The sequence below is a fragment of the Demequina sp. NBRC 110054 genome, from assembly GCF_002090115.1.
Taxonomy (GTDB): Bacteria; Actinomycetota; Actinomycetes; order Actinomycetales; family Demequinaceae; genus Demequina.
The window spans coordinates 42,957-69,431 of sequence record NZ_BBRK01000004.1; the positions used below are offsets into that span (position 1 = coordinate 42,957).

Sequence of the window (26,475 nt, forward strand, 5' to 3'; positions counted from 1 at the left end):
GTATCAGTCCCCTTCCCGGGAGATGCCACGGAGGATGAAGTCGGTGAGCTCGGCGGCCGTGACCTCTCGGGCCGAACGAATGAACGGCATCGAGGTCCCGAACACCAGGATGCGCAGATAGTCGACGGCTGTCGCGGGCTGGACCCGCAGCTCGTCGGCGTGGGGCGCGAGAAGGGACTCGACGGCGCTCGTCGCCTCGCCGAGCGGACCGCCGTCGTGGCCCTTGCCGTGGTGCCGCGCGTGATCGCGCGGGCCGAGCGCGGTCATGAAGGCGACGACGCCCCTCACCCGGTCGTGGAGCAGCGTCACGATCCGCGCGACCTTCTCGTCGAGCGGGAGCGACGCGTCGACGCGCTCAAGCGCCGCCAGTGTCGCCTCCGGCGCCATGACGCGCGCGATCGCGGCGTCGATCAGGGCGTTCTTGTCGTCGAAGACGCGGAAGATCGTGCCCTCGGCGATGCCGGCGGACTCGGCGATCTGCCTGGTCGTCACCTCGCCGCCCGCCTCGAGGATCAGCGGGATGGCCGCGTCGAGGATCTGAGCGCGGCGGTCGTCGGCGGACATGCGCGGCGCGCGTCCCTGCACGGGGCTCACCGCGTCTCCGCTCGCGTCATTCGTCACTCGCTCACATTAAGTGAGTGAGTACTCACTTCGCAAATGCTGCGGCGAGGATGGGCCCCGCTCGACCACCCGCGCGCGCCGCTGGCGCCGCCCCTGGATACCGTCCCGAGAACGCGCCCACCCACGTCACGCGAGGCTGCGCGCCCAGGTGACCGTCGCATCGTCCCTCGCGATCGCCTCGAAGCCCACGCGCGGGTAGAACGCCTGCGCGCCCTCGTTCGCCGCCTCCGCCACCAGGTGCACTCCCGGCGCACCGCGCGCGGCCAGTAGCGCGCACGCCTCATCGATCAGCGCGCGCCCCGCGCCCCTTCCCTGCTGGTCGGGCAGCAGGTCGATGTGCAGGTGCGCGGGGAACTCCGCCACGCGCGGCACGAGCATCCGCTCGGGGTCCGCCGCGGAGGACAGCAGCCAGGCGTCGGAGACGTGGCACGGCTGATGCAGCGGGGCCCGCTCGGGCCACCAGCTCTCGACGAACCACCGCTGGAAGGCCTCGGTATCGGAGGTGCCCAGCACATAGCCGCGAGCCTCGCTCAGCCCCGCATCGGCGGTCGCCTCGTCGTCCTCCCAGACCAGGCAGAAGCCTCCCGGTCCGTGGAGATACGGCGTCGCGTACACGTCCGACAGCACGGTGTCGTCGCAGAACACGCCCGTCGCGTCGCGCCCCTGCCGCCCGGTGAGCAGGCAGACGCGCGCGATCTGCGCGTGATCGTCGACGACAGCGGGCCGGATTGCCACTCTCCCGACGCTACTCGCGGTCGGCCTCAAGGGCCTCCTCGCGCCGGTCGAAGCGCGCGAAGGCGAGGCCCAGCACCGCGGCGAACACCCCTCCCGCGAGCGTCAGAAGTGCACGCTCGCCCGCGACCTCCCAGGCCTCGGCGGCAGCTCCGGCAGAGGACAGCAGCACGATCGCCACGGCAGTCAGCCCGGCTCCCCGCGCCTGGCTGCCCATGACAGTCCACGCGATGCCGAGCAGGAGGCTCAGCGCCGCGACCACCGCCGCGAACGCACCCGGGAGGACGAGCGCGAGTCCCGACGCGATGATCGCACCGGCCACCGTTCCGGCGATGCGGCCGCGCGCCTTGCTCGTCGTCTCCCCCGCGACCGGCACCAGGACGGCGGTCAGCGCGATGACCACCCAGTAGCCATGCGAGATGCCCAGGGCCGTCACGACGCCGACCGCGAGACCCGAACCGAGCGCAAGGATGCCGACGTAGGCGAGCAGGACCGCACGTTCCTGCGCGGGAGGCAGCGGGATGCTGAGCCTCAGCAGGGCGACTGCGAGCACCATGAGCAGGGCCGCCGCGATGATGCCGGCGGCCGCCGCCGCGGGGCCGATCGACGAGGCCTCCATGCCTGCAAGGGCCACGACCACCGGGGTGCTCGACACGATCGCACCGTGCCGCAGCACGAGAGGGGTCGTCGCGAGCACCGTCGCGGCGACGACGAGGCCCAGCCCCCACGACGAGCCGGCCACCACGGTGGCCGCCGATGCGCCCGCCGCCGTCACCAGGCCCAGCACCACGGTGTGCCACCAAGGAGGCTGCTTGAGCGCGAGGATCAGCACCGACACCGCCCCGAGCACGGACGCCACGGCAGCGTTGGCGCCTCCCCACCACAGGCCGACGAGCGCGATCGCCACCAGCACGGTCACCAGCACGATGACGAGGCGCATCACCTTGGCAGGCGGGATCCACTCAGCGGCGCGGGACATGCTCCGACGCTAGCGCGGCGAGGCCGATGCGGCGAGCAGGTGGGCGAGATCAGACCCCGACGGGCTCCCCCGTCGCGCCGGCCACGCGGCCGACGGTGTGGATGCAGCGCCACTCGGAGTCGCCGATGCCCTGCACCGACTCGGGCAGGCCGGAGCCGAGCCCCGCCTCCTCGAGATCAGTGCCCATGACGAGCACGGACGGGCCCGCGCCCGAGATCACCGCGGCGAGGCCGCGCTCACGCAGCGCCCGCAGCAGCGAGGTCGCGGGACCGAGCACGTCGGCGCGGTAGCCCTGGTGGAGCTTGTCCTCGGTCGCGTCGAGCAGCAGCTCGGGGCGACCTGCGAGGGCGTGGACGAGCAGCGCCGAGCGCCCCGCGTTGAACGCGGCGTGCGTGTGGGGCACCTGCGGCGGCAGCACCGCGCGGGCCTCCTTGGTCGGCAGCGTCGCGCCGGGCACGAGCACCGCGGTCTCGATCTGCTCGCCGACCTCGAGCGCCGCCGCGCGGGGCGACCCGTCCACGGTCCACGCGACGGTAGCGCCGCCGTAGATCGCGGGCGCGGCGTTGTCGGGGTGACCCTCGAAGACGGTGGCCAGGCGAAGCCGCTCGGCGCGGTCGAGCGCCTCCGGCTCGGAGATCATGGCGCGCGCCGCGGTGATGCCCGCGACGACGGCCGCGGCCGACGAGCCGAGGCCCCGGCCGTGCGGGATGCGGTTGGTCGCGCGGATCGCGAGGCCGGTCTGCGAGGCGCCGACGTGGTCGAGCGCGGCGCGGATGGCCTGCACCACGAGGTGCGACTCGTCGCGAGGCAGGGTGGACTCCCCCTCGCCCTCGATCTCCATCTCGATGCTCCGGGAGGCGATCGCGCGCACCTCGAGCTCGTCGCGCACGCCGAGCGCGAGCCCGAGCGAGTCGAAGCCCGGGCCCAGGTTCCCTGCGGTCGCGGGCACGGAGACCCGCACGTGGTCGGCGGCGATGCGCATGACTACAGCCCCAGGACCTTGGCGGCAGCCTCGGTGTCGACGGGGATCACGGTCGGCTCGACCTCGTGGCCCGCGAGCGCGGTCGCGGTGTCCTTGAGCCCATTGCCGGTGACGGTGCAGGTGATCGTCGCGTCCTTCGGCACCTCGCCCAGCGCGGCTGCGGCAAGCAGGCCCGCGATCGGCGCGGCTGAGGCGGGCTCGACGAAAACGCCGACGTCGGCCGCGAGGCGCGCCTGCGCGTTGAGGATCTGCTTGTCCGACACGGCCCGGATCCAGCCGCCGGACTCGTCGCGCGCGGCGACAGCGAGGTCCCACGACGCGGGCTTGCCGATGCGGATCGCGGTCGCGACGGTCTCGGGGTCCTTGATCGGGTGGCCGGCGACGAACGGCGCGGCACCAGCGGCCTGGACGCCCCAGATCTTGGGCAGGCGGCTCGCGTCTCCGGCCGAAAGCGCCTCCTTGAAGCCCATCCAGTACGCCGAGATGTTGCCGGCATTGCCGACGGGCAGCATGTGGATGTCGGGGGCGTCGCCGAGCTGGTCGACGATCTCGAACGCCGCGGTCTTCTGACCCTGGAGTCGATACGGGTTGACCGAGTTGACCAGCGCGATGGGGTAGTTCTCCGACAGGTCGCGGACGATGTCGAGGCACTCGTCGAAGTTGCCGTCGACCTGCACGAGCTCGGCGCCGTGGACGATCGCCTGCGCCATCTTGCCCGCGGCGATCTTGCCCTGCGGGATCATCACGACGCAGCGCAGTCCCGCGTGCGCGGCGTACGCGGCCGCGGACGCGGACGTGTTGCCCGTCGAGGCGCACACGACCGTGTGGTCGCCGTCCTTGACGACCTGCGTGATCGCCGACGTCATGCCACGGTCCTTGAAGGAGCCCGTGGGGTTCATCCCCTCGACCTTCACGAACACGTTGGCCCCGACCTCGGACGAGATCGAGGGCGCGGGCACTAGCGGCGTGCCGCCCTCGCCGAGCGTGACGATGGTGTCGGTCTCCTCGAAGGGCAGACGGTCCAGGTACTCGCGGATGATGCCGCGCCAGACGTGGGCCATCACTCCCCCTCGATTCGCAGCACGGAGCTGATGTCGAGCACGGCGTCGAGGGCCGTGAGGTCCTCGAGCACGCGTGCCATGTCGGATTCGGGCGCGCGGTGCGTCGCGATGACGAGCTCCGCGTGGTTCTCGTGCTGCGCGCGCTTCTGGCGCACGGTCTCGATCGATACGCCTCGGTTGCCGAGCGTCGACGCGATCGAGGCGAGCATGCCCGGCCGGTCGACGACGTGCATGCGCAGCTGGAAGCGCGAGGAGACAGCCTCGATCGGCAGCACCGGATGGTCGGCGTAGTTCGACTCGAGCGGGCCGCGGCCTCCCTGCGCGCGGTGGCGCGCGACGGACACGATGTCGCCGAGCACGGCGGAGGCGGTGGGCGCGCCGCCGGCCCCCTGGCCGTAGAACATGAGCTCGCCCGCGGCCTCGGCCTCGATGAAGACCGCGTTGAACGCGCCGTGGACGCCCGCGAGCGGGTGCGACAGCGGCACGAGCGCGGGGTGCACGCGCACGGCCACGCCGTCGGCGGCACGCTCGGCGATCGCGAGCAGCTTGATGACGTGGCCCGACTCGGCCGCGGCGGCCACGTCGTCCTTGGTCACGGTCGAGATGCCCTCGCGGTGCACGTCGTCGAGCGCGACGCGCTGGTGGAACGCGAGCGACGCGAGGATCGCGGCCTTCGCGGCGGCGTCGAAGCCCTCGACGTCGGCCGTCGGGTCGGCCTCGGCGTAGCCGAGGCGCTGCGCCTCCGCGACCACGTCGCCGTACGCGAGACCCTTGGTCGTCATCTCGTCGAGCACGTAGTTGGTGGTGCCGTTGACGATGCCGAGGATGCGCGTGATGTGGTCGCCCGCGAGCGACTCGCGCACGGGGCGGACGATCGGGATCGCGCCCGCGACCGCGGCCTCGTAGTACAGGTCGACGCCCGCGGCGTCGGCGGCCTCGTACAGCTCGGGACCGTGCGCGGCGAGCAGGGCCTTGTTCGCGGTCACGACGCCGGCGCCGGCCTCGATGGCCTTCAGGATCATGGTGCGGGCGGGCTCGAGGCCACCCATCACCTCGACGACCACGTCGGCGGACGCGATCAGCGCGTCCGCGTCGGACGTCAGGGCGTCGACCGGGACGACGGCGTCACGGGGCACCGAGGTATCCCTCACGTACACGCCGGCGAGGGTCACGGGCGCGCCTACGCGCCACGCCAGGTCGTCGGCCTGCTCCGTGAGCAGCCTCACCACCTGGGTTCCGACCGTTCCGCACCCGAGTACGGCTACCTTGACAGGGTCTTTGAGCGCTCCAGACACGCCCCCAGCCTAGCCGAGCGAGCACGGCCGCCCCGCCCCCGCATCGTCCCGGGCAAGGGACGATGCGCAGGCAGGCGAATGGACGATGCGCGCCCAGGCATGAGGACGATGCGTCAGTCGCCCTCCGCTCCCCCGGATCGCCGGTCGCGTGGGGCAGGATGGGCCGGGTGGGGGAACGCAACGTCCTGGACCCCGAGCGCTGGCGGCCGCGTCGGCTGTGGCGCTTCGGGGTCGGCTTCGTCTGGCTCGAGCTCCAGTCGCTCGTGTTCGCGCTGGCGATCTTCGCCGCGCTCGCGCTGACGTCCGTGATCGACCTGCCGATCCCCCGCTACGACGCGCTGCTGATCTTCGCGGTCGTCCTCACCGCGGTGCTGTGGGCGACGGGATGGGAGACGACGCGCGAGGTCGGGGTGATCCTCGGGTTCCACCTCGTGGGCCTCACGCTGGAGATCTTCAAGGTGCACGTGGGCTCTTGGGTGTACCCCGACGAGGCGTGGTCGAAGGTCGCAGGGGTGCCGCTGTACTCGGGGTTCATGTACGCCGCGGTCGGCTCGTACATCGTGCAGGCCTGGCGCCGCTTCGACCTGCGCGTGACCGGCTTCCGCCTGTGGCCCATGACGTTCCTCGCGGTCGCCGCGTACGCGAACTTCTTCACGCACCACTGGATCCCGGACCTGCGCTGGCTGATCGCCGCCGGGTTCCTCATCGAGACGCGCGGCACCCTCGTGCACTTCACGGTGCGCGAGCATCGGTACCGGATGCCGCTGCTGCTGTCCTTCGTCGCGATCGGGCTGGCGCTGTGGTTCGCCGAGAACGCAGCGACGCTGCTGGGCGCCTGGGCGTACCCGGACCAGCTGATCCACTGGACGATGGTGCATGTGGGCAAGGTCGGCTCGTGGGCCCTGCTCGTGTCTCTGAGCTTCGTGATCGTCGCGGCGCTCAAGCGTCTCGAGGGCGTGCTCGACGGCAAGGAGGACGACGAGCCGAGCGTCGTCGTGGTCAGGCGCGAGGCCAGGGCGAGGCGCCGCTCGGAGGCTCGCGTCGAGCGGCGAGCCGCCCGCGCGCCAGAACGTAGCCTGGAGCCATGACCCGTCCCGCCCGTGTCCTCATGATCTGCTCCGGCAACATCTGCCGCTCCCCCGCGATGCACTACCTCGCGGCGCGCGAGTGGGGATCCGCGGCTGAGGTGAGGTCCGCGGGCACCTGGGCGGAGATCGGAATGGACGCGACGCGGGAGATCCGCAGATCCGCGCGCGAGCGAGCCGGGCTCGAGATGCCGCGGCACCGGCCCACCCAGCTCGACTCGGAGCTGATCGGCTGGGCCGACCTCGTGCTCGTGGCGACGAGCCAGCACTCCCGCTGGATCTCGCAGAGCGAGGGGCTCCTGCCCGACCACGTGTTCGGGATCAAGGAGGCGGTCGACCTTTCCGAGCGGGCCTCAACACCGCCCGGGGACACCCCGGCCGAGCGCCTGGTCGCCGCCGCATCGTCCCTGCATGCGGAGCGGCTGCGCCACGAGGTGCCGCTGAGGAGCCTCGACGACCCGTGGTCGCACCCGCAGGAGGTCTTCGACCGCGTGATGGACGAGATCGTCGATGCGATCGACGCGCTGGGGGCGTGGGCGCGGGTCTGAGAAGGGAGCTCGGCTGTCACGCGGGCCAGCGCCTCAGCGCGTGCCCGGTCGGCCCCCCTGCTGCTACGCGTCGTAGTCCGCGCGCGAGCGATCCAGGTCGGACACCGCTCCCTGGAGGACATCGGCGAGGCCGCGCAGGCGGGTCGCGATGTCCGCCCCGAGCGGCGTGAGAGCGTAGTCGACGCGCGGCGGGACCACGCCGTGATCCGTGCGCGTGAGCAGCCCCTCACGCTCGAGCGCGTGGAGCGATTGGGAGAGCATCTTCTCGCTCACGCCCTCGACGAGGCGGCGCAGCTCGCCGAAACGATGAGGCCCCTCGACCAGCGCGAGGAGCACGAGCGAGGCCCACTTCCCGGTGACGACCTCGAACGCGGCGCGCGAGCTGCAGGCGCGCGCGAAGACGTCGGCGACGAGCTCCCGGCTCGGCGCCTCCGCGTTGAGGGCCTCGGCCCCGCGTGCGTCGATCGACATGGCCCCAGGATACGCCTTGACTGCGGAATAGAAAGTACTATCGAATAGTTAGCATCAGGGTCGCGAACACGTCGCGCCTGTATGAAAGGGATGCCATGACCACCTACGCCGTCACCGGAGCCTCGGGCCAGCTCGGCCGCAAGATCGTCCAGTCGCTGCTCGACCTCCACATCTCCCCGTTCGACGTGATCGCGCTCGCCCGCGACACCTCCAAGGTCGAGGACCTCACCGACCTCGGAGTGCGAGCGCGCACCGCCGACTACGACCAGCCCGAGACCCTCGGCGCCGCGCTCGAGGGCGTCGACCGCCTCGTCCTCGTCTCCGCGTCCGAGCCCGGCAAGCGCCTCCCCCAGCACCAGGCCGTGATCACGGCGGCCGAGGCCGCGGGCGTCCAGCGCCTCGTCTACACGTCGCTGCTCAAGGCGGACGACACGACCAACGGGCTCGCGCCGGAGCACGTCGCGACCGAGGGCCTGCTGGCCGAGTCCTCGCTCGAGACCGTCTCCCTGCGCAACTCCTGGTACACCGAGAACTACACCGCGCAGATCCCCGGCTACCTCGAGCGCGGGATCGTCGGCGCCGCCGGGGAGGGCCGCATCGCGGCAGCCACCCGCCAGGACTTCGCCGAGGCCGCGGCGGCCGCCGTCACCGCGGACACCGTGAAGCCCGTCTACGAGCTCGGTGGCGAGTCGTTCACCATGGCCGCGTTCGCCGCAGCGCTGTCCGAGGCGTCGGGCAAGGACATCACCTACACGAATGTGAGCGTCGAGGATCTCGTCGCGGGCATGGTCGCGGCCGGCATGGACGAGGGCACCGCGGGCTTCTGGGCCTCGATCGACGCGAGCATCGAGAAGGGCGACCTCGACACCGACTCGACAGACCTCGCCGACCTCATCGGCCGCAAGCCGACCTCGCTCGCCGACGCGATCAAGGCCGCGCTCTAGCCAACCGGCCCTCGTGCGCACAGCGCTCGCCGCGAGGCGACCGCACCGCGCAGAGGACCTGTCGCAGGCCCGGCTCTCAGCGACCGCCCGCGCGCTGCCACGCGGCGTGCTCAGCGAGCTTCGCGTAGAGGTCCTCGAACATCATGCGCGTGTCGAAGCCCGTGTAGACGCGCATCGGGCGCGCCCCCTCGACGTGGCGGTACGTACCCTCGCCAGTGATCTCCGGGGTAGGCATGACCACATAGTCGCTGCTGGACGTCGCGGGCTCGAACGGCGACTGCAGGGCCGTGAGGAGCACGAGCGGCTGATCGCCGAGCGCATACGCCTCGCCCGCGCCGCGACCAGAGTGCGCGACTGCCCCGCGCAGGATCTCGAGCGCCTCGTCGTGGAGGTACTCGCCGAGCGGCCCCGTGGAGCGCACGCGCGTGCGCAGCTCCGCGAAGGACACGAGGCATCGGCGGTACGCGTCACGCGGCACCTGCCAGATCGTTGCCTCGGAGGCGAAGACGACCTGTGCGGCTGCCACGTCGATCGCCAGGTTGTACTCGACCGCGCTGCCGCCGGGAGGCGCCTCGGCGAAGCCCTCGTGCTCGGGCCCGCCGATCCAGACCACCGTGAGCCGCGACGCGATCGACGGCTCCATGAGCAGCGCCGAGGCGAGGTCCGTCAGGCCGCCGCCCGCCGCGTAGAACAGCGGCAGATCCGTGTCGTCGCGCAGGGCCTCGGCGATGATCGCCCTCGCCGCGGGAGAGTCGATCGCTGTCCTCGGGTCGCGCATCGCGGCCTGAGCGCCGAGGACGATGCGGTCGTCATCCGTGAGCCCAAGCCGAGAGAAGACCTCGCGCGCGACCAGGACCGCGTGAGACGCCGTGTCGGGGCCGGGGTCGAAGCCGTCACCCTCGCTCAGGTGCGAGCCGACGACGAGCCGGATGTCGACGCTCGGCGACAGCAGATGATGCGCGAGCTGGAACACATCGTCCGGGTCGCCGGAGAAGTCGTTGTCGACGATGACGCGGTACCGCGGCGGCAGCACCTCCGTCCCCGTCCACGGGGCCTCTCCAAGGCTCCAGGTACGCGGCGCCGCCACCTCGACGACCCGCTCGGGCGTGGGAATGTTCGTCACACCCGACACTCTGGCGCGGCCGCGCGGGCCCTGTCCAGCCCGCCTCTACTCGGGCGCGACGTCCCAGCTGAGCAGGTCCTCCATGGTGTCGCGGCGGACATGCACCTGCGCCTGGCCGTCCTTCACGGAGATGACCGCGGGGCGCAGCAGGCCGTTGTAGTTGTTCGCCATCACGCGCCCGTACGCGCCGGTGGCGGGCACGGCGAGCAGGTCTCCCCTGCTGACGTCGCCCGGCAGCTCGACGTTGCGGACCAGGACGTCGCCGCTCTCGCAGTGCTTGCCGACCACCCGGCTGAGCGCGGGAGGCTCCTCCGACAGCCGCGCCGCGAGGGTCGCGGAGTACTCCGCGCCGTAGGTGATCGGGCGCATGTTGTCGCTCATGCCGCCGTCGACGGCGACATACGTGCGGTGGCCGCCCTCCTCGAGGTTCACGGTCTTCACCACGCCGACGCGGTACAGCGTCATGCCTGCGGGCCCGGAGATCGCGCGGCCGGGCTCGATCGACATGCGCGGCCACGTGCCGCCGGCCTCCTTGAGCGCCTCGGCGACCGCATCGGCGATCTCGAAGGCCGCGCGCTCGGGCTCGAGCGCCTCGGCGCCAGGCACGTACGAGATCGCGTAGCCGCCGCCCAGGTCCACCTCGGGCATCTCGACGCCGGACTCGGCGGCGAACTCGGCCCGCAATCCGAACATGCGCGTCGCGGACTCGCGGAACGCGTCGATCGACAGGATCTGGGAGCCGATGTGGGTGTGGATTCCCTGCAGCTCGAGGCTCTCCGCGGCGTGCACGCGCCGCAGCGCCTCGATCGCGGCGCCGGACGCGAGCGACAGCCCGAACTTCTGGTCCTCGTGGCTCGTCGCGATGTACTCGTGACCGCCCGCGTGCACGCCGGTGGTGACGCGCACCATCACGGGCGCGGTGACGCCGAGCTCGAAGGCGATCGCGTCGAGGATCGCGATCTCGTCGAACGAGTCGACGACGATGCGCCCCACGCCGACCTTGAGCGCGCGCTCGATCTCCGCATCCGACTTGTTGTTGCCGTGCAGACCGATGCGCTCGGGAGGCATCCCGCCGCGCAGCGCGATCTCGAGCTCGCCGCCCGACGCGACGTCCATCCGCAGATCCTCGTCGAGCATCCACCGCGTCACCCGCGAGGACAGGAACGACTTGCTCGCGTAGTACACGTCGCACTTCGTGCCGTGGCGCCCGAAGGCCGCGGTGAAGTGGTCGCGGAACGCCGCGGCCCTCGCGCGGAGGTCCGCCTCGTCGACGATGTACAGCGGCGTGCCGAACTCGCCGGCGAGCTGACGCACGTCGCACCCGCCGACGCGCAGCGCCCCGTCGTCGCCGCGCTCGACCGTCCGGGACCAGACTGCGCTCACGCCTTACATCCTCTCGGGCGCGGAGACGCCCAGCAAGTGGAGCCCGGTGCGCAGCACCATGCCGGTCGCGTCGTTGAGCCACAGGCGCGTGTGGTGCAGGTCCGTGACCTCCTCGTCGCCCAGCGGGGTGACGCGAGTGCGGTCGTACCAGCGGTTGAACGCGGTCGCGAGGTCCTCGAGGTAGCGGGCGACGCGGTGCTGCTCGCGGTACTCGACGGCCTGCGCGACGATGCGAGGGAACTCGCCGAGCGCGCCGAGCAGCGCCGCCTCGGACTCGTGAGACAGGAGCGAGGCGTCGAAGCCCTTGTCGCGGTCGATGCCGTACTCGGCCGCGTTGCGCGCGACGCCGGCGGTGCGCGCGTGCGCGTACTGGACGTAGAACACCGGGTTCGCGTTCGTGGCCGACGCGAGCAGGTCCAGGTCGATGTCGATCGACTGGTCCGCGCTCGAGCGCGCGAGCGCGTAGCGCGCGGCGTCGACGCCGACGGCCTCGACGAGGTCCTGCATCGTCACGACCGTGCCCGCGCGCTTGGACATGCGCACCGGCTGACCGTCCTTCACGAGGTTGACCATCTGACCGATGATGACCTCGACAGAGGCGGGGTCATAGCCGAGCGCGGCGGCCGCGGCCTTGAGGCGCGCGATGTAGCCGTGGTGGTCGGCGCCGAGCAGGTAGATGCACAGGTCCGCACCGCGCTCGTGCTTGTCACGGATGTAGGCGATGTCGCCCGCGATGTACGCGGCGTTGCCGTCGGACTTGATGACGACGCGATCCTTGTCGTCGCCGTGCTCCGTCGACCTCAGCCACCACGCGCCCTCGGACTCGTACAGCGCGCCGTTGGACTTGAGCTCGTCGAGCGCCGCGGTGACCTTGCCCTCGGAGTGCAGCGCCTCCTCGTGGAAGTAGACGTCGAACTCGACGCCGAAGTCCTTGAGCTCCTGCTTGATCTCGTCGAACATCAGGTGCACGCCGCGCGAACGGAAGAACTCCTGCATCTCGTCGGCCGGAAGCTCCAGCGGATCCTTCTCGCCTACCTCCATGGCCTGGATGAGCACCTGGTTGGCGATCTCCTGGATGTAGTCGCCGCCGTAGCCGTTCTCCGGGGTGTCGTCGCCCTTGATCGCGGCGACGAGCGACTTTGCGAAGTTGTCGATCTGCGAGCCGTGGTCGTTGAAGTAGTACTCGCGGATGACGCGGGCCTCGTGGAACTCGAGCAGTCGTGCGAGCGAGTCGCCGACGGCTGCCCAGCGCGTACCGCCGAGGTGGATCGGACCGGTGGGGTTCGCGGACACGAACTCGACGTTGACCGTCGTGCCCTTGAGCGTCTCACCGCGGCCGAAGGCGCCGTTCGCGAGGACGATGGTGCGCGCCAGCTCGCCCGCGGCGCCGGCCGCGAGGCGGATGTTGATGAAGCCAGGGCCAGCGACCTCGGCGGTGTCGATGCCGTCGATCTCGGCGAGGCGCTCGACGAGCGTCGACGCGAACTCGCGCGGGTTGGTGCCGGCCTTCTTCGCGAGCTGCATCGCGACGTTGGTGGACCAGTCGCCGTGCTCTCGCTGGCGCGGTCGCTCCACGCGGATGTCCTCGGGGACGTCGAACGGTGACAGCTGGAAGTCGCTGTCGTCGATCCCCTGAAGAAGGGCGGCACGGATTGCTTCGCTGAGCTGCTCGGGAGTCACCTGCCGATTCTATCGGCGCAGGCACCGCCCCAGCACCGCCAACGAGGACCGCCTCAGTCGAGCACCCTCACGCCCGTGACGTCGCACTGGACCGGGTACGACTCGGCGCACATGTCGGCCCACACCTCGATCGTCGCGCCCGCGGGGATCGACGTGGATTCGATGCCGTTCCAGCCCGAGTCCCACACGTTCACGTCGGGGCCGACCTCGAAGATCGTGCCGGAGTAGTACTCGTATCCCGTGTCGGGGATGAACGACAGCGACACCGTGTCTCCCGACGCCGCCACGGCCGCCACGGTGCCGACCGCGTTCGCCTCGCCCGTCCCGATCGGCCTGCACGCCGCGAGCGCGAGCACCCCCACGGCCACGAGCAGGACCGCTTGCCGTCGCATCGTCCTCATGCCTCCACGGTACCGCGCGACGCCCAGGGCGCGCTGGGCGAAGTCGCCCCGCACCAGGGACGATGCGGCACCCGGTGCACCTCGGGCGTCGCCTGAGCAGCGAGCGCGGTCAGGCGCGGCTCGAGGCCCTCACGACGAGCTCGGGCGCGAAGACCACCTGGCGCGGCTGGGCGTCGGGCTCGCGCAGTTCCTCGAGCAGCGTGACCGCCGTCTCGCCGATGAGCTCGCGCGGCTGGCGGATCGACGTGATCGGCACGACGGCCGCCGCGGCGAACGAGATGTCGTCGTAGCCGACGAGTGCGACGTCGCCGGGGATCGTCACGGGCTCGTCGCCGCCCAGCAGGCCCTGCTGAAGACCGATCGCGAGCAGGTCGTTGGCCGCGAAGATCCCGTCGATCTCGCCCGCGGCGACTCGCGGCCTGAGCTCGGCCCCCACGCGCATGCCTCCCCTGAGGGACAGCGCCTTGGTCTCCACGAACTCGATGGTCGCGTCGTCGATGCCCGCGACGGCGGCAGCCGCCCCGCGGTAACGGTCGGTCACCTGGCGCAGGCTCGCCGGCCCGCCGACGAACGCGAGCCTCCTCCTGCCCCCGTCGAGCAGGTGCCGCGCGGCGATCTCGCCACCCGCCACATCGTCCACGGCCACGGAGGCGAACGACGTGTCCTCGGTGCCCCTGTCCACGAGGACGACGGGGATCCCGCGGCGACGGACGTCGCGCAGCCGGCCCAGGTCCTCGGCGAGCGGGGACACGAGCAGGCCGCGCACGCGACCACGCTCGAACAGCTCGATATGGGACTGCTCGCGCTCGGCGTTCTCATCGGAGTTGGCGAGCAGCACGCTCAGCCCCTTGCGAGCGGCCTCACGCTCGGCCCCTCGGGCGACATCGGTGAAGAACGGGTTGGTCACGTCGAGCGCGACGAAGCCGATGCTCCGGCTCTGACCCTCGCGAAGAGCCTGCGCCGCGGCGTTCGGCACGTAGCCGAGCTCGTCGATCGCGGCATGCACCTTCTCGACGGTCTCCGCCTTGACCATGTCGGGGCGGTTGAGGACGTTCGAGACCGTGCCGACGGACACGCCCGCGCGCGCCGCGACCTCCTTGACGCTCACCGCCATGGCCGACCTCCTTCTCCCCATCGTCGCCCGCCGGGTCTTGACCTGCAGGCTAGCGCAGGTCCGATCGGCACGATCGGCCCTGCGCTTGACTCCGGCCTCCATCCTGGCCTAGTGTTTGAAACGATTCAACTACCGGTCGGCGTGGATCGGGCCCCAGGGTCCGCGAAGCGCCGCGATCTCGAAGGAGAGACAAGATGGCCTTCGCGCCCGACATCGCCTCCCGCCTCGAGGAGCAGGCCATCGAGCTGCCCTCGTGGGCGTTTGGAAACTCCGGCACTCGCTTCAAGGTGTTCGGCACCCCCGGCACCCCCCGCGACCCGTTCGAGAAGATCTCCGACGCCGCCCAGGTGAACAAGTACACGGCCCTGTCGCCGTCCGTCGCGCTCCACATCCCGTGGGACAAGGTCGACGACTACTCGGTGCTGCGCAAGCACGCCGAGGACAACGGCGTCGCGCTCGGGACGATCAACTCGAATACGTTCCAGGACGACGACTACAAGCTCGGCTCGCTCGCGCACCGGGACGACCGCATCCGCCGCAAGGCGATCGACCACCACCTCGAGTGCATCGACATCATGGACCAGACCGGGTCGCGCGACCTCAAGATCTGGCTCGCCGACGGCACCAACTACGCGGGTCAGGACGACATGCGCGGGCGTCAGGACCGCATGCACGAGTCGCTTCAGGAGATCTACGCGCGGATCAGCGAGAACCAGCGCCTGGTCCTCGAGTACAAGATCTTCGAGCCGGCGTTCTATCACATGGACGTTCCGGACTGGGGCACGAGCTACGCCCAGGTCGCGGCGCTCGGCGAGCGCGCGACGGTGTGCCTCGACACCGGACACCACGCCCCCAGCACCAACATCGAGTTCATCGTGATGCAGCTGCTGCGCCTCGGGAAGCTCGGCTCGTTCGACTTCAACTCGCGCAACTATGCGGACGACGACCTCATCGTGGGCGCGGCGGACCCGTTCCAGCTGTTCCGCATCATCAACGAGGTGATCGTGGGCGGCGGCTACGGAAACGACGGCGACACCGCGTTCATGCTCGACCAGTGCCACAACATCGAGGACAAGATCCCCGGCCAGATCCGCTCGGTGCTGAACGTCCAGGAGATGACGGCCCGCGCGCTGCTCATCGACCGCGAGGCGCTCACCGCCGCGCAGATCGAGGGCGATGTCCTGAAGGCCAACGGCATCATGATGGACGCCTTCTACACGGACGTCCGCGCGGACCTCGCCGAGTGGCGCGAGTCGCGCGGCCTGCCCGCCGACCCGATGAAGGCCTTCGCCGAGTCGGGCTACCTCGCGAAGATCGCCGAGGAGCGCGTGGGCGGCGTCCAGGCCGGCTGGGGCGCCTGAGCATCATGCCCCTCAGCGTGACCCGCTACGGGGTCAACGTGCTCAGCGTGGAGGCACCCGGACAGGACGCGCCTGTGAGGGCGCGCCTGTACCGGGCCTCCGCGTCGTGCGAGCGCGCCCTCGTCTGGGTCCACGGTGGTGCCTTCGCCTTCGGCGACCTCGACATGCCCGAGGCCGATGCGACCGCCACATGGCTCGCCGCCCACCACTGGGCGGTGCTGTCCGTCGACTACCGGCTCGCCCCGGAGCCCGACTTCGAGACCGGCCGCATCGGCACGGGCGGCCACCCCTTCCCGGCCGCGCACGACGACGTGATCGCCGCGTTCGACTGGATGGTCGACCACGCGGAGGACCTCGGCGCGGCGCCCGACGCGGTGCTGCTCGGCGGCGCGAGCGCGGGCGGCAATCTTGCGGCGGGCGCAGCGGTGGAGCTTCGCGAGCGCGCACGCGGAGGCGACGACCGCATCGTCCCGGCCGGGCTCTTCCTGGCCTATCCGGTGCTGCACGCGACCATGCCCGAGCCGACCCCGGAGACCGCGGCCGCGATCGCGACCGCGCCGCAGGACGCGCGCTTCCCCGCGGACGTGATCCGCACCATGAACCTCAACTACGTCGCCGGCGACGAGTCGCTGCTCACGGACCCCCGCGCGTTCGCCGGGGAGGGAGACCCTGCCGGGCTGCCGGCCACGCTCGTGATCGATTCCGAGGCGGACGACCTGCGCCCGTCCGGCGAGCGCTTCGCCGCACAGCTGGCCCAGGCGGGTGTCGACGTACGCCACCACGTCGAGCCAGGCACCCTGCACGGCCATCTCAACCGGCCCGAACTTCCCGCGTTCGCGCGCACGCTCGAACGCCTCCTGGAGTGGTCGGCAACCCGCTGACGCCTCCACGCACGACCCCGACCTCAACTCCCCAGAGAGGAAACGCACATGACAGTCCCCACCGTCGCAGACGCGCTCATCGATCGATCGAACCGCCTCGGCTCCGACCCCAAGAACACGAACTTCGCGGGCGGCAACACGTCCGCCAAGGGCACCGCGACCGACCCGGCCACCGGCGAGGACGTCGAGCTCATGTGGGTGAAGGGCTCGGGAGGCGACCTCGGCACGCTCGGCACGAACGGCCTCGCGATCCTCCGGCTCGACCGCCTTCGTGGACTCGTCGACACCTATCCGGGCGTCGAGCGCGAGGACGAGATGGTCGCCGCTTTCGACTACTGCCTCTACGGTCGCGGTGGCGCCGCCCCCTCGATCGACACCGCGATGCACGGCCTGGTCGACGCGACCCACATCGACCACCTCCACCCCGACGCGGGCATCGCGATCGCGACCGCCGTCGACGGCGAGGAGCTCACCCGGAAGATCTTCGGCGACTCCGTCGTGTGGGTGCCGTGGCGCCGCCCGGGCTTCCAGCTCGGGCTCGATATCGCGGCGATCAAGGAGGCCAACCCGCAGGCGATCGGCTGCATCCTTGGCGGCCACGGCATCTCCGCCTGGGGCGACACCTCCGAGGAGTGCGAGTCCCGCTCGCTGCAGATCATCGACACCGCCGCGGCGTACATCGCGGAGCACGGCAAGCCGGAGCCCTTCGGCCCCGCGCTGGACGGCTACGGTGCGCTGCCCGAGGCCGAGCGGCGCGCCAAGGCCGCCGCGCTCGCGCCCGTGATCCGCGGGCTCGCCTCGATGGATGCGCCGCAGATCGGCCACTTCACCGACGCCGACGTGGTGCTCGACTTCCTGGCCCACGCGGAGCACCCGCGTCTCTCCGAGCTCGGAACCTCGTGCCCGGACCACTTCCTGCGCACCAAGGTCAAGCCGATGGTGCTCGACCTTCCGGCCGATGCGTCGATCGAGGACAGCATCGTCCGCCTCAAGGAGCTGCACGACGAGTACCGGGCCGACTACCAGGCCTACTACGACGCGCACGCGACCGAGGACTCCCCCGCGATCCGCGGAGCCGACCCGGCCATCGTGCTCGTGCCGGGCGTCGGCATGTTCTCCTTCGGCCGCAACAAGCAGACCGCCCGGGTTGCCGGCGAGTTCTACATCAACGCTCTCCACGTGATGCGCGGCGCCGAGGCGCTGTCCACCTACGCGCCGATCTCCGACGCCGAGAAGTTCAACATCGAGTACTGGGCGCTCGAGGAGGCCAAGCTCCAGCGGATGCCCAAGCCGAAGAGCCACGCGACGCGCGTCGCGCTCGTCACGGGCGCCGCCTCGGGCATCGGGAAGGCGATCGCCACCCGCCTCGCGGCCGACGGCGCGTGCGTCGTCATCGCGGACCTCGACCTCGAGAAGGCGCAGGCCGCCGCGGCCGAGCTCGGCGGACCCGACGTGGCCGTGGGCGTCGCGGCGAACGTGGCCGACCCTGAGGCCGTGACCGCTGCCATGAACGAGGCGGTGCTCGCGTTCGGAGGCGTCGACCTCGTCGTGAACAACGCCGGGCTGTCCCTGTCGAAGTCTCTGCTCGAGACGACCGACAAGGACTGGGACCTGCAGCACAACGTCATGGCGAAGGGCTCGTTCCTGGTCTCCCAGGCCGCCGCCCGCGTGATGATCGCCCAGGAGATGGGTGGCGACATCGTCTACATCGCGTCCAAGAACTCCGTGTTCGCGGGCCCGAACAACATCGCCTACTCCGCGACCAAGGCGGATCAGGCGCACCAGGTGAGGCTGCTCGCCGTCGAGCTCGGAGAGTTCGGCATCAAGGTGAACGGCATCAATCCCGACGGCGTGGTCCGCGGCTCCGGCATCTTCGCCGGCGGCTGGGGAGCCAACCGCGCCAAGACCTACGGAATCGAGGAGGACGAGTTGGGCAAGTTCTACGCTCAGCGCACCATTCTGAAGCGCGAGGTGCTTCCCGAGCACGTCGCCAACGCGGCCGCGATGATCACCGGCCCTGACATGACGCACACCACCGGCCTGCACATCCCCGTGGATGCAGGTGTGGCTGCGGCCTTCCTCCGATGAGCGCGGTCTCGGTCGCCGCCGTCGACCTCGGCGCGACCTCGGGTCGCGTCATGGTCGGCCGCGTGGGACCCGACACGCTTGAGCTCGAGCAGGCGGGCCGCTTCCCGAACGGCCCGCTCGCCACCCCGGACGGGCTCCATTGGAACGTCCAGCAGCTCTATGCGCACGTCGTCGAGGGCCTGCGGTCCGCGGCGGCGACCGAGACCATCGCCTCGATCGGCATCGACTCCTGGGCCGTGGACTACGCGCTGATGCGCGGCGACCGCGTGCTCGGCGAGCCGTTCCACTACCGCGACGAGCGCACCGCGCACGGCGTGGAGCTCGTGCACGCCGACGAGCCGTTCAGCCTGCTCTACGCCCGCAACGGCCTCCAGTTCCTGCCGTTCAACACGCTCTACCAGCTCGCGGTCGAGCGCGAGGCGGGCATGCTCGACGTCGCGGACCGCATGCTCCTGGTCCCCGACCTGATCGCCTGGTACCTCACGGGCGCGACCGTCGCGGAGTCCACCAACGCGTCGACGACCGGACTGCTCGACGTGATCACCAAGGACTGGGACGGGGAGCTCATGGACAGGCTCCGCCTGCCGCGCGCGATCTTCCCTCGCCTCGTCCAGCCCGGGGAGACGATCGCCACCGTGCTTCCCCACGTCGTCGCCGCGACGGGGCTGGCAGAGACGACGCCCGTGGTCGCCGTCGGATCCCACGACACGGCCTCGGCTGTGGTGGCCACCCCGATGACCGAGCCCGGAGGCGCGTACATCTCGTGCGGCACGTGGGGGCTCGTGGGCGTCGAGACCGAGACCCCGGTGCTCAGCACCGCGGCCCGCGAGGCGAACTTCACGAACGAGGGCGGCGTCGACGGCCGCACCCGCTTCCTGCACAACGTCATGGGACTGTGGCTCCTCAACGAGACGGTGGCCGCATGGAGCCGCGAGGATGGCGCCCAGGTCGACCTGGTCGCGCTTCTCGGCGCGGCCGCCGAGGTCACCGGCGAGATCCCCGTGTTCGACGCGAACGACCCGCGCTTCTCCCCTCCCGGTGACATGTCGCCCCGGATCGCGGCCTACTGCGAGGAGCACGGGATGCGCGCGCCGCAGACCCGGGCCGAGATCGCACGGTCGATCGTCGAGAGCCTCGCGACGGCCTTCGCGGAGGCCGTCCGCACCGCCTCGTCGCTCAGCGGCCAGGAGGTGCGCCGGATCCACATGGTCGGCGGCGGGAGCCAGGGCGAGCTGCTGTGCCAGCGCACGGCGGACCTGTCGGGCATGCCCGTCGTCGCCGGCCCGATCGAGGCCACGGCGATCGGCAACGTGCTCGTGCAGGCACGGGCGCTCGGTGCCGTCGGTGGCACGCTTGAGTCCATGAGAGACCTGGTGGCGCGCGCATTCTCGCCGCGCACCTACACCCCCCGCGCTCACGCCATGAGCGCCCCCGCATCCACACGAATCTGAAGGGATCGATGAGATGAAGATGTCCCGCCGCGTACCCCGGCCGGCGGACCTCGCGCCGCTGATGAGGTTCCGACGCTTCGAGCCCGACGCGCGCAAGCGCCGGCTGAGCAAGGCCCACAAGATCGCAGACCTTCGCGACATCGCGAAGCGACGCACCCCGAAGGGGGCGTTCGACTACACCGACGGCGCGGCCGAGCTCGAGCTGTCGCTGGCTCGCGCGAGGCAGGCCTTCGAGGACGTCGAGTTCCACCCGGCGATCCTGCGCGACGTGTCGCAGCTCGACACCTCCGTGGAGATCCTGGGCGGCAACTCGGCCCTGCCGTTCGGTATCGCGCCGACCGGCTTCACCCGGATGATGCATGCCGAGGGCGAGCGCGCGGGGGCCTCCGCCGCGGGGGCGGCGGGCATCCCGTTCTCGCTGTCGACGCTCGGCACCACCTCCCCCGAGGGCGTCGCCGAGGCGAACCCGCGCGGCCGCAACTGGTTCCAGCTGTACATGCAGAAGAACCGCGACGCCTCGATGGGGCTCGTCGAGCGGGCCGAGGCCGCGGGCTTCGACACGCTGCTGATCACGGTCGATGTGCCCGCGGCCGGCGCCCGCCTGCGGGACAGCTACAACGGCTTCTCGATCCCGCCGCAGCTCACGCCCGGCACCGTGCTCAACGCGATCCCGCGGCCCGAGTGGTGGTGGAACTTCCTCACGACCGAGCCGCTGCAGTTCGCCTCTCTCAGCGAGTGGGACGGCACGATCGGCGAGCTCCTGGACTCACTGTTCGACCCGACCATGACGTTCGACGATCTCGAGTGGATCCGCGACCAGTGGAAGGGCAAGGTCGTCGTCAAGGGCATCCAGACGCTCGACGACGCGAAGCGCGTGGTCGACCACGGCGTGGACGGCATCGTCCTGTCGAACCATGGTGGGCGTCAGCTCGACCGCGCCCCCATCCCCTTCCACCTGCTGCCGTCGGTGGCGGCGGAGCTCAAGGGGAAGACGGAGATCGTGCTCGACACGGGCATCATGTCCGGGGCCGACGTCGTGGCGGCGATCGCGGCGGGTGCGGACTTCACTCTCGTGGGCCGCGCGTACCTGTACGGACTCATGGCCGGCGGCCGCGAGGGCGTGGACAGGGCCATCGAGATCCTGCGCACCGAGATCGTGCGGACCATGAAGCTGCTGGGCGTCGCGAGCGTCGCCGAGCTGAACCCCGATCACGTGACGCAGCTGCAGCGTCTCACGCGGATCGCGCCGCCCGTGGACTGATATCCTCTCTTAGCCGCGCGTGCGCGGCGGGCCCCCGTAGCTCAGCGGATAGAGCGCCGGTTTCCGGTACCGAAGGTCGCAGGTTCGATTCCTGTCGGGGGCACTTCGCGATATCTCGCGATGGCTCGCGCCACTGAGGACCCTGCTGAGAGGCGGGGTCCTTGGCGTATCCGGGCTCGGCACGCTTCGACGGTGAAGGACCAGGCCCAGGGACGATGCGGGGTCGGGTCCCCACGGGACCAGGCCCCCACGACGAAGGGCGGCTCTCCCGCAGGAGAGCCGCCCCGAGTCGCCGCTGCGATCAGCCGATCGCGAAGAGCGGACCGGTGATCGTGAGACCCATGTCCGCGCCGGTCGACGCGAAGAGCAGGAACAGCGCGAGCGCGCCGCCGATGAGGCCGATGTTCTTGTTGAACGAGACCTGCTCGGTCTGCTTCGCCTGCGCGTCGGACTCCTTCCAGTGCGCGTGCATGAAGAGGCTGATCGGGATCAGCGTCGCGGCGACGAGGAGCGAGCCCAGGTCGCCGAACACGCCGAGCAGCACCATGAGCGCGCCGATGCCCATCGCGACGCCCGAGAGGATGACGCCGGCCTTGCCGCCCGGGGCACCCTTGTAGGCCGCGTACTGAGCCATCGCGTCGGACTGCGTGAGGTGGCCGACGGCGGACAGCAGGAAGATGAGCGCGAACAGGATGCGCGCGACGAGGAAGACGATGTCCATGAGAGGGTTCCTTCAGTTAGTTGTAAGTACAACCACACTGTAGGGCCATTTACTTGCGTTTGCAACTAAGTTGCGCGGACGACCCCCCGAACGCCACACGAGGGGACCTCCTCGACGAAGTGAGGGCACCGCTCCCCCGCGGGATCGCGGGGGCCCGGAGCGCGGCTCCGGGACCCCCGCGAGCGCAGCTGAGCGTCGACTAGGGCAGCACGAGCTTGCCGTTGCCACAGTGGATCCGCGCCGTCTGCAGCCGCACCTCGACGGCGTCGTGACCGTCGTCGGGCGTCAGGACGACGGAGATCTCGCTCACCGGCCTGTTCTGCAGACCGGAGTCGAGCAGGAGCACCCGCGGCTCGCCAGCCACGATCGCCGCGGTCTCCGCCTCGGGATACAGGCGGTCCGAGGAGACGGAGACCGCATACTCGGGAGCACCCTCGGTCGCTGAGAGCGCGACCTCGATCGCCGCCGTGCCCTCGTCCGAGCACATCGTCGTCACGGCGACGGTCACGCCGTCGAACTCCCGCGTCTCCCGGTACCAGTCGACGCCCGACTCGTTCACGACGTCGCCCACGATCGCCGCCACCACCGTGCCGGACTCGCCCGTGTTGCCGGCCGAGTCGACCGCGCGGAAGTCGACATCGAGCATCCCGACCTCGTCGAGGGCCACCTCCTCTCCCTCGTACGCGGTCCAGGCGCCGCCCTCGACCCGGTACTCGATCTCACCGACACCGGAGCCGACATCGGTCGCGGCAAGCGAGAGCAGCACCGGCGAGGACGGCGTGCCCAGACCCGAGATCGGGTTGAGCACGGCGGTCGCGACGGGATCCTCGGCGTCGACGAGCAGCGCGACGCTCCCCGACGCCGGTGCGTAGACCCCGCCGTAGTGCACCACGCGGTAGTCGACCGTGTGCGCGCCGTGGTCGGAGATGACGAGCGGGGCGTCGTAGTCCGCCCACTCGCCGCCGTCGACCGAGGCCTGGAGAGTTCCCTCCCCGGAGACGAGCTCAAGCGTCACTGTGGCAGGGCCCGCGTACCAGCCGTCATCGGAGGGCTCCGACGCCGCCGTCACGGCCGCCTCGACCACGGGCTCCTCCGCGATGAACGAGTCGATCTTCGCCTGGAAGTTGATCCCGGTCCCGACCGTGTCGCCGACGCCGTTGACGATCGCGTTCTGTCCGCCGAGCGAGCCGAGCGTGACCGTCGTGGCGTGGCGCACCTCGGTTCCTGGCGACACCTCCATGGCGTTCTCGATCTCGACCCACTCGTCGTTGTGGATGAACACGTCGTAGATGCCGACGCCCGTCACGTAGTGGCCGGAAGCCTCGGACGTCACCTTGTACGAGGCATAGCCGTTGACGGTCCCGTCCTCGCTCAGATAGTCCGCCTGGGTCGGCGGGTCGTACGGGATCTCGCTCTGGTAGAAGTACGTGGCCCCGTCGTCACCGTTCCAGAGCGTCTGATACTCCTGGTAGTGCTCCACGAAGAGGCCATAGACGGTGACCCTGTCGCCGTTCACCACGAGGCCGTTGGCGGCCGTATTGATGTCCCACCCGGTCGCATCCTTCTCCTGACCATGATCCGCGCGCCACAGCCAGAAGTGGTCGCCGATCACGTCGGAGCTGTTGATCTCCACCGAGACGTCGGCGCTGCCCGAGACAGCCCCGCCCACCCGGACGAAGACGTCGGCCAGCAGGATCGGGTCATCGGCATGCGTGGCGGATGCACCCTCCTCGCCCACCTGAAGCAGGTGATCCGAGCCGTCCTCGGTCGCATCGAAGAGGAGGCCCGCGATCGTCACGCCGTCGACATCTGCGACGTGCATCGCGTCGACCCCTCCGGTCGGACGGATCGTCGCCATGCCGAGCCCGAGCACGACCGTGTCGGCGCGGTCCACCTGGAGGGTCTCGTCGACCTCGTAGATTCCGGGCGTCAGCAGGAGGTTCTTGCCCGAGGCAAGCGCCGCGTTGAGCGAGTCCGCATCGTCCGCGTCCGCCTGGGCGACGTAGAAGTCATCGATCGAGATCGACTCACCCTCGCCCATGTCGTCCTCGTACCAGGACACCCCGGTCGAGTCCTCGCGCACGCCCGGCACGAAGACCGCATAGTCGCCCGAGTCGTCGAGGTAGAGGAAGGGCTTCTCGCGGATGACGTCCGTCGTGTCCTCGACCGTGTACGGCGTTCCCGTGGTCCAGTCCTCGGGCTCGTCCGGCTCGCCCTCGTTCCCGACGAAGACGATGTTCCACACGCCGTCCGACCACCCGCCCTCGAACTCGTTGTTGCGCAGGAGGTACTGCTGCTGCGGGCCCGACTGCGTCGCGCCGGTCACGACGCTGTCCGCGAGGAAGCCGCCGCTCGCCGCCTTGTACTCGTGGAGCAGAAGAGTGCCGTTGACCCACAGGCGACGCGTAGGCGCGGCCTGCGACACGCCCCAGATCACCTGGTTCGCCTCGCTTCCGGTGTCGATGCCGATGTTCTCGACCGACCGCCAGAAGTTGGTCAGGGAGTTCCACTGGTTCGGGCCGACGTAGATGCTCGGCACGGTCGTCTCCATCGGCGTCTCACCGAGCCCGTACACGCTCGTGTAGTAGCCGACCTCGATGTCCGCGGTGTCGTACTCGCCAGGCTTGAAGGCGAACGCGACGCGCTCCTCGCTGAGCTCCGACTCGAACGGCACGAGCTCGTCCGCGGCCTCGGCGATCACGGCGTCGACCTCCTCGGTCGCGTCGGTCTCGCTGAAGATGTGCATCGTGTCGCCGAAGAGCTCGGACTCGAGCGAGACGGGTTCGGAGGGCTCGAGGCTCTCGTTGGTGTCGCTCACGGCGACCACCTCGTAGTAGAACGAGTAGCGGTCCGCGTCGTCCACGGCGTCGACGTACTCGGTCGCGGCGACCGTCCCGATCAGGGAGTAGTCGCTGTACAGGCCCGTGGAACGGTAGACCTCGTAGGCGGACGCCCCCTCGATGGCCGTCCAGTCCAGCGCGAGCGTCCCGGACGCGTGCTCGAGGGACTCCACCTCGACGACCCCGAGAGGCGCCTGGTCGACCACCTTGAGGTCGACCTCCTCTGACCAGCCCGTCCAGGCACCGCTCACCGCGTAGGTGGTCCAGCCGAGCTGCTCCGCAGCCGGGATGGTCAGCAGCGCGTTGCCGAGGCTGTCCGCGACTCCGTGCACGAGGGTCGCGCCGTCCTCCGACAGCGCCGCGACGGGCTCACCGGCAGCGAGGCCGGACACCGCGAGCGTGGTGCCGTCGCCGATCAGCGCCCAGCGCGGCGACAGCGACGCCGCGGGCTCCGCGTAGGACAGGTCGCCGAGGATGAGGTTCAGCTCGGCGACCGTCCACCAGTTGTCGGCGGTGCTCGTCTGCTCGATCCGCACGTAGCGCGCGGTGATCGGCTCGCACGAGATGAGGTCGTCGCAGAACGAGAGCCTGACGGAGCCGTCCACGACCGTGCCGTAGCTGTCGAAGTGCTCCTCCCAGGTCACCCCGTCGGTCGAGGTGCTGAAGAGGATCCCGTGCGCATAGTCCTCGGTGGCCGAGCCCGTCGCCATGTCGATGGCGTCGAAGGTCACCTGGGCCCCCGCGTCGATCTCGAGCCACTCGTCGCCCACCTGCGCCTTGCCCGTGGACCAGCCGGTGCCGAGGTCGTCATCGACCAGGTTCGCGAGGGGGAGCCACTCGTACGTGTCCGATGCGGCGATCGTCCAGGAGGAGCGGTCGAGCGCCGCCTCGGAGGAGGTGGAGACGAGGTTGAGCTCGTCGATCACCCACCAGTTGTCCGCCGTACCCGTCTGCTCGATGCGGACGTATCGCGCCCAGCACGGGTCGGCGCTGTCGCACACCTCGGCGCGCACCGACCCGTCCGCGACCACGCCGTCGCCCGCCACGGGATCACTCCAGGTCACCCCGTCGAGCGAGTAGGCGATCTCATACGCTCGCGCGTAGTCGCTCACCGCCGCTCCGGTCGCCATGTCGACCGCGTGGAACGGTATCGCCGCCCCCGCGTCGATCTGGATCCACTCCCCTCCTGACTGGGCCTGACCGGTCGACCAGCCCGAGCCGAGCGCGCCGTCGATCATGTTGGCGATCGGCAGCCATTCGAAGGTCTCGGAGGCCGTGACCGTCCAGCCGGACCTGTCGACGAACGTCTCGTGGGTGGCGGTGTCGGCGACCGCGACCGCTGGCACGGACGCGAGCAGGGTGCCCGCGAGGGCGCCTGTGAGCAATGAGGCGACGCTGCCTCGTGTCATGATCTTCTCCCTGTGTCGGCGGGCCGCCGATGGCGACGGCCCGT

At 70.6% G+C, this 26,475-nt stretch carries 22 protein-coding genes and 1 tRNA gene; 9 read left to right on the forward strand and 14 right to left on the reverse strand.

Annotated elements, in window-relative coordinates; translation table 11 throughout:
* Positions 1–3: 3 nt before the first annotated feature.
* From B7K23_RS00215 to B7K23_RS00240, 6 genes are all read right to left on the reverse strand, one after another.
* The gene (locus tag B7K23_RS00215) at positions 4–621 is read right to left on the reverse strand and encodes a TetR/AcrR family transcriptional regulator (protein WP_084124066.1); all 618 of its coding nucleotides are present in this window, start codon (positions 619–621) and stop codon (positions 4–6) included.
* Between the two features lie 126 nt (positions 622–747).
* On the reverse strand, positions 748–1,356 hold the full coding sequence (locus B7K23_RS00220) for an N-acetyltransferase (RefSeq protein WP_084124068.1): 609 nt from the start codon (positions 1,354–1,356) through the stop codon (positions 748–750).
* Positions 1,357–1,366: 10 nt separating this feature from the next.
* Positions 1,367–2,332, reverse strand: a complete 966-nt coding sequence (locus B7K23_RS00225; RefSeq protein ID WP_084124070.1) for an FUSC family protein — start codon at positions 2,330–2,332, stop codon at positions 1,367–1,369.
* 49 nt (positions 2,333–2,381) lie between these two features.
* On the reverse strand, positions 2,382–3,314 hold the full coding sequence (gene thrB / locus B7K23_RS00230) for a homoserine kinase (protein ID WP_084124072.1): 933 nt from the start codon (positions 3,312–3,314) through the stop codon (positions 2,382–2,384).
* Positions 3,315–3,316: 2 nt separating this feature from the next.
* Entirely contained in the window at positions 3,317–4,375 is a 1,059-nt protein-coding gene (thrC, locus tag B7K23_RS00235; protein ID WP_084124074.1) for a threonine synthase, read from the reverse strand.
* The gene (locus tag B7K23_RS00240; protein ID WP_084124076.1) at positions 4,375–5,670 is read right to left on the reverse strand and encodes a homoserine dehydrogenase; all 1,296 of its coding nucleotides are present in this window, start codon (positions 5,668–5,670) and stop codon (positions 4,375–4,377) included. The genes thrC and B7K23_RS00240 overlap by 1 nt, the downstream gene beginning before the upstream one ends.
* 167 nt (positions 5,671–5,837) lie before the next feature.
* Between B7K23_RS00240 and B7K23_RS00245 the strand changes: the two genes are divergently transcribed.
* Both B7K23_RS00245 and B7K23_RS00250 read left to right on the forward strand, forming a co-directional pair.
* Positions 5,838–6,758 (forward strand): DUF817 domain-containing protein, encoded by a 921-nt coding sequence (locus tag B7K23_RS00245; protein WP_234996345.1) that lies wholly within the window; start codon positions 5,838–5,840, stop codon positions 6,756–6,758.
* The gene (locus tag B7K23_RS00250) at positions 6,755–7,303 is read left to right on the forward strand and encodes a hypothetical protein (protein ID WP_084124078.1); all 549 of its coding nucleotides are present in this window, start codon (positions 6,755–6,757) and stop codon (positions 7,301–7,303) included. The genes B7K23_RS00245 and B7K23_RS00250 overlap by 4 nt, the downstream gene beginning before the upstream one ends.
* 63 nt (positions 7,304–7,366) lie before the next feature.
* Here the strand turns inward: B7K23_RS00250 and B7K23_RS00260 are convergent, their stop codons facing one another.
* Positions 7,367–7,774 carry a helix-turn-helix domain-containing protein gene (locus B7K23_RS00260; protein ID WP_084124083.1) on the reverse strand — a complete coding sequence of 136 codons (408 nt, stop codon included), beginning with the start codon at positions 7,772–7,774 and terminating at the stop codon, positions 7,367–7,369.
* A 95-nt stretch (positions 7,775–7,869) separates the two neighbouring features.
* Between B7K23_RS00260 and B7K23_RS00265 the strand changes: the two genes are divergently transcribed.
* The gene (locus B7K23_RS00265) at positions 7,870–8,718 is read left to right on the forward strand and encodes an SDR family oxidoreductase (RefSeq protein ID WP_084124085.1); all 849 of its coding nucleotides are present in this window, start codon (positions 7,870–7,872) and stop codon (positions 8,716–8,718) included.
* Between the two features lie 76 nt (positions 8,719–8,794).
* Here the strand turns inward: B7K23_RS00265 and B7K23_RS00270 are convergent, their stop codons facing one another.
* The 5 genes from B7K23_RS00270 to B7K23_RS00290 all read right to left on the reverse strand — a co-directional run bounded on the left by B7K23_RS00270 (position 8,795) and on the right by B7K23_RS00290 (position 14,419).
* On the reverse strand, positions 8,795–9,841 hold the full coding sequence (locus B7K23_RS00270; RefSeq protein ID WP_084124087.1) for a nucleoside hydrolase: 1,047 nt from the start codon (positions 9,839–9,841) through the stop codon (positions 8,795–8,797).
* A gap of 45 nt (positions 9,842–9,886) precedes the next feature.
* A complete protein-coding gene (lysA, locus tag B7K23_RS00275; RefSeq protein ID WP_084124089.1) occupies positions 9,887–11,224 on the reverse strand; it encodes a diaminopimelate decarboxylase in 1,338 nt (445 codons plus the stop codon).
* Between the two features lie 3 nt (positions 11,225–11,227).
* Positions 11,228–12,904, reverse strand: coding sequence for an arginine--tRNA ligase (argS, locus tag B7K23_RS00280; protein WP_084124091.1), 1,677 nt, complete (start codon positions 12,902–12,904; stop codon positions 11,228–11,230).
* A 53-nt stretch (positions 12,905–12,957) separates the two neighbouring features.
* The gene (locus tag B7K23_RS00285) at positions 12,958–13,305 is read right to left on the reverse strand and encodes a hypothetical protein (protein WP_143338010.1); all 348 of its coding nucleotides are present in this window, start codon (positions 13,303–13,305) and stop codon (positions 12,958–12,960) included.
* 109 nt (positions 13,306–13,414) lie between these two features.
* Positions 13,415–14,419 (reverse strand): LacI family DNA-binding transcriptional regulator, encoded by a 1,005-nt coding sequence (locus tag B7K23_RS00290; RefSeq protein ID WP_084124095.1) that lies wholly within the window; start codon positions 14,417–14,419, stop codon positions 13,415–13,417.
* Between the two features lie 194 nt (positions 14,420–14,613).
* Between B7K23_RS00290 and rhaI the strand changes: the two genes are divergently transcribed.
* From rhaI to B7K23_RS00320, 6 genes are all read left to right on the forward strand, one after another.
* Entirely contained in the window at positions 14,614–15,780 is a 1,167-nt protein-coding gene (gene rhaI, locus B7K23_RS00295; protein WP_084124097.1) for an L-rhamnose isomerase, read from the forward strand.
* A 5-nt stretch (positions 15,781–15,785) separates the two neighbouring features.
* A complete protein-coding gene (locus B7K23_RS00300) occupies positions 15,786–16,661 on the forward strand; it encodes an alpha/beta hydrolase (RefSeq protein ID WP_084124099.1) in 876 nt (291 codons plus the stop codon).
* Positions 16,662–16,709: 48 nt separating this feature from the next.
* Positions 16,710–18,749 (forward strand): bifunctional rhamnulose-1-phosphate aldolase/short-chain dehydrogenase, encoded by a 2,040-nt coding sequence (locus B7K23_RS00305; RefSeq protein WP_084124101.1) that lies wholly within the window; start codon positions 16,710–16,712, stop codon positions 18,747–18,749.
* Entirely contained in the window at positions 18,746–20,200 is a 1,455-nt protein-coding gene (locus tag B7K23_RS00310; RefSeq protein WP_084124103.1) for a rhamnulokinase family protein, read from the forward strand. Before B7K23_RS00305 ends, B7K23_RS00310 begins: the two co-directional genes overlap by 4 nt.
* A 19-nt stretch (positions 20,201–20,219) precedes the next feature.
* Complete coding sequence (locus B7K23_RS00315) at positions 20,220–21,461, forward strand: alpha-hydroxy acid oxidase (protein WP_084126045.1); 1,242 nt, start codon at positions 20,220–20,222, stop codon at positions 21,459–21,461.
* A 30-nt stretch (positions 21,462–21,491) separates the two neighbouring features.
* Positions 21,492–21,564, forward strand: a tRNA-Arg gene (locus B7K23_RS00320).
* 198 nt (positions 21,565–21,762) lie between these two features.
* Here B7K23_RS00320 and B7K23_RS00325 read toward each other — a convergent pair.
* Both B7K23_RS00325 and B7K23_RS00330 read right to left on the reverse strand, forming a co-directional pair.
* Entirely contained in the window at positions 21,763–22,182 is a 420-nt protein-coding gene (locus B7K23_RS00325) for a DoxX family protein (protein WP_084124105.1), read from the reverse strand.
* A 199-nt stretch (positions 22,183–22,381) separates the two neighbouring features.
* Positions 22,382–26,431 carry a discoidin domain-containing protein gene (locus B7K23_RS00330; RefSeq protein ID WP_084124107.1) on the reverse strand — a complete coding sequence of 1,350 codons (4,050 nt, stop codon included), beginning with the start codon at positions 26,429–26,431 and terminating at the stop codon, positions 22,382–22,384.
* Positions 26,432–26,475 lie beyond the last annotated feature (44 nt).